The sequence below is a fragment of the Actinoplanes sp. ATCC 53533 genome (genome assembly GCF_003947245.1).
In genome coordinates, this window is the sequence record NZ_QHHV01000473.1 from 1 (window position 1) to 2,468 (window position 2,468).

At 67.7% G+C, this 2,468-nt stretch carries 3 protein-coding genes; all 3 read right to left on the minus strand.

Going from position 1 to position 2,468, the window contains the following annotated elements; all coding sequences use genetic code 11:
- On the minus strand, positions 1-344 hold a 344-nt coding region (locus DMB66_RS59285; RefSeq protein WP_199753301.1), incomplete at its 3' end, for a potassium-transporting ATPase subunit KdpA.
- Positions 344-433, minus strand: coding sequence for a K(+)-transporting ATPase subunit F (gene kdpF, locus DMB66_RS59290; RefSeq protein WP_041840852.1), 90 nt, complete (start codon positions 431-433; stop codon positions 344-346). The genes DMB66_RS59285 and kdpF, both read right to left, overlap by 1 nt.
- Positions 434-696: 263 nt before the next feature.
- Positions 697-2,100: a serine hydrolase gene (locus DMB66_RS59295; RefSeq protein WP_125812644.1), complete on the minus strand. Its 1,404-nt coding sequence runs from the start codon at positions 2,098-2,100 to the stop codon at positions 697-699.
- Positions 2,101-2,468: the final 368 nt, after the last annotated feature.

Genomic DNA, 2,468 nt, shown 5'->3' on the forward strand with positions numbered 1-2,468 from the left:
CCCGAGTACGCCTGCCAGTTGGTGTTGGACACGAAGCTGACGGCGGTGTTCCAGGCGACGTGGTCGGTGACCGCCGGCATGCCCAGTGACAGCCACAGCTTGTCCTGCACGCGCAGGAAGAGGTAGAGAAAGAGAATCGAGACTGCGGAGAAGGCCAGGACGCTGCGGGCGTAGACACCCCAGGTCTGCTCGGCCGCCGGGTCGACGCCGACGAGCCGGTACACACCGCGTTCGACCACGGTGCTCCGGGTGCCGGTGACGACCCGGTACAGGTAGTCGCCGAACGGGCGGTAGACCGCGACCAGCGCGGCCACCAGGGTGATGACGAACAGCCAGCCGGCCATCAGAACTTCTCCGGGAACAGCAGGGCGGCGACCATGAAGGCGCCGAGCAGCACGGCCACGATCAGGCCGATGAGGTTGACGGCGCTCACCAGCGTTCGACCGCCCGGATCAGCACGGTCAGCGCTGCGAACAGCGCCACCGTGAGCCCGACGAACACGAGATCAGCCACGGGAGGACTCCTTGACGAGGGATGCGGTACCAACGCCCGAAGTACAGCTCACCGATTGCCGTTCGCGAGCGGCGTTCACGCGATGCCTACGCTCCCGGACCGTTTCTTGACGCGTTCTTAACGAGGCCGGGATGAGCCGGTCCTCGCGGGTGTCGTTGACAGCTCGGGGGCGTATATCTGCGGTTATGACCCCGCACATCGAGGCACCGTCGGGCCTCCTGGGCCCGCGCCGTACGCCTGCGCCACCGCTACCGCATCCTGTCCGTGCAGAATTCGTCGGTGCCCAGCGCCATCGCCGCCCGCACATCCACGTCGGCTGACGTGCGCCGCGGCGTCGGCGATGACTGGAGCGGCAGCCCCGGTCCGCCCGCCGCAGAACACCAGGTTGACGAGCCTCTGCTGCGCCTTCTGGAAAGCCTCCGCCGCGTCGAACGCGCTGTCCCCCGTGGTCATGGAGGCCTCCAGAGTCCTGCTGCCGTCGGGTGTGGTGTACATCAGCGCCCCGAAGCCCTGCAGACCGCCATTGTGGGTGAGGATGGTGCCCGCGCAGTTCGGACCCGCATCCTGCACCATCAGCCCGAGGCCGTAGCCGTAGATGCCGCTCTTCGGGTGCGGCTTGCGCATCTCGGCCAACAGCCGCGGCGGGAGGAGCCGGCCGCCCACCAGCGCGGCGAAGAACGTGTGAAGATCCCGCGTGGTCGAAATCATCTCACCGGCGCCGGACGCCCAGGAGACGTTCTGCCGGGTGATGTCGAGCGTCTTCCACTGGCCGGCGTTCTCGTAGCGGTAGTAGGCGTGAGCGTGCGGCCCGGGGATACCCGGCCAGGAGCCCGGCACCACGGTGCCCGACAGCCCGAGCGGCCGCAGGATCCGCCGGTGCATCTCCACCGAGTACGGGCGGCCGGTGACTTTCTCGATCAGCAGCGCGGCCAGCACGTAGTTGGTGTTGGAGTAGTTCCAGTCCGTCCCCGGCGCGAATCGCGCGGGCTTGGACAACGCCAGCCGTACCAGTTCCTCCGGCTGGTAGGTGTGGAACCGGTTGTCCACCCACTCCTGGCCCTGCCAAGGGATTCCCGGCACGATGGTCCCGTCGGGGTAGTACTCGCCGGTGTAGCTGAACAGCCCGCTGGTGTGCTGCAGCAACATCCGCACTGTGATCCGCCGATCCAGCCCGAACTCGGGCAGGTAGTCGGACGCCGAGGTGTCCAGCCCGACCTTGCCCTCGGCCACCAGCTGGAGCACGAGGGTCGCGACGAACGTCTTGGTGTTGCTGCCGATCCGGAATCGCCCGTCGGTCGGCGGCTTCGCGATCTCGCCGAGCTTGCGCACTCCGGCACTGCCGACCCAGTCGCCCCGCTCGTCGTGCACACGTAGCTGCACCCCGGCGAAACCGGAATCCACCATGGACTGGATGGCCTCCTGGAGTTCCGGGCGATCCTGCCCGGCGGCGGCCCTTGGCACGGCTCTGCTGTCCGCGGCGGCTGCCCCGGGTGTGGCTGTCCCGGCCAGGAGCGTCACAGCCAGCGCCGTGACACCTACCCGGCGGAAGAAACGCGGCATTCGGAACACGTTGTTCTCAATGTTCATGGTGCCAAGATGGCACATCTATGGCGCCACGTAAAGTCATAATGGCGCCACTATGGCACCAGCTCCTCGCCGCCTACGGCGGCGACTGGTACAACGTCATTCCGATCGCCGCCCATCGGTGCGGGTTCTACGCATGGGGCAATCTCACGCTGGGCGAAGCGGCATCCCGGGCCATCCGGACCGACCGGAACAACGCGAACGGCACGTCACCAGACCCGGTCGGACGTCCTGCTGGTACGCGGGGAAGCGGGACGTCCGGTCCATCCGGCGACGGTCAGGCTGCTGTGGTGAACAGGGCGGCGTAGCGGTTCAGGTAGAGCGGCCATCCTTCGTCGTGGGCGACGGCCGTCGCGGACGGATTCCCAGCC

Excerpts from the sequence above, each read along its gene's own strand:
- DMB66_RS59295 (WP_125812644.1), bottom strand. The coding sequence starts at position 2,100 with ATGAACATTGAGAACAACGTGTTCCGAATGCCGCGTTTCTTCCGCCGG.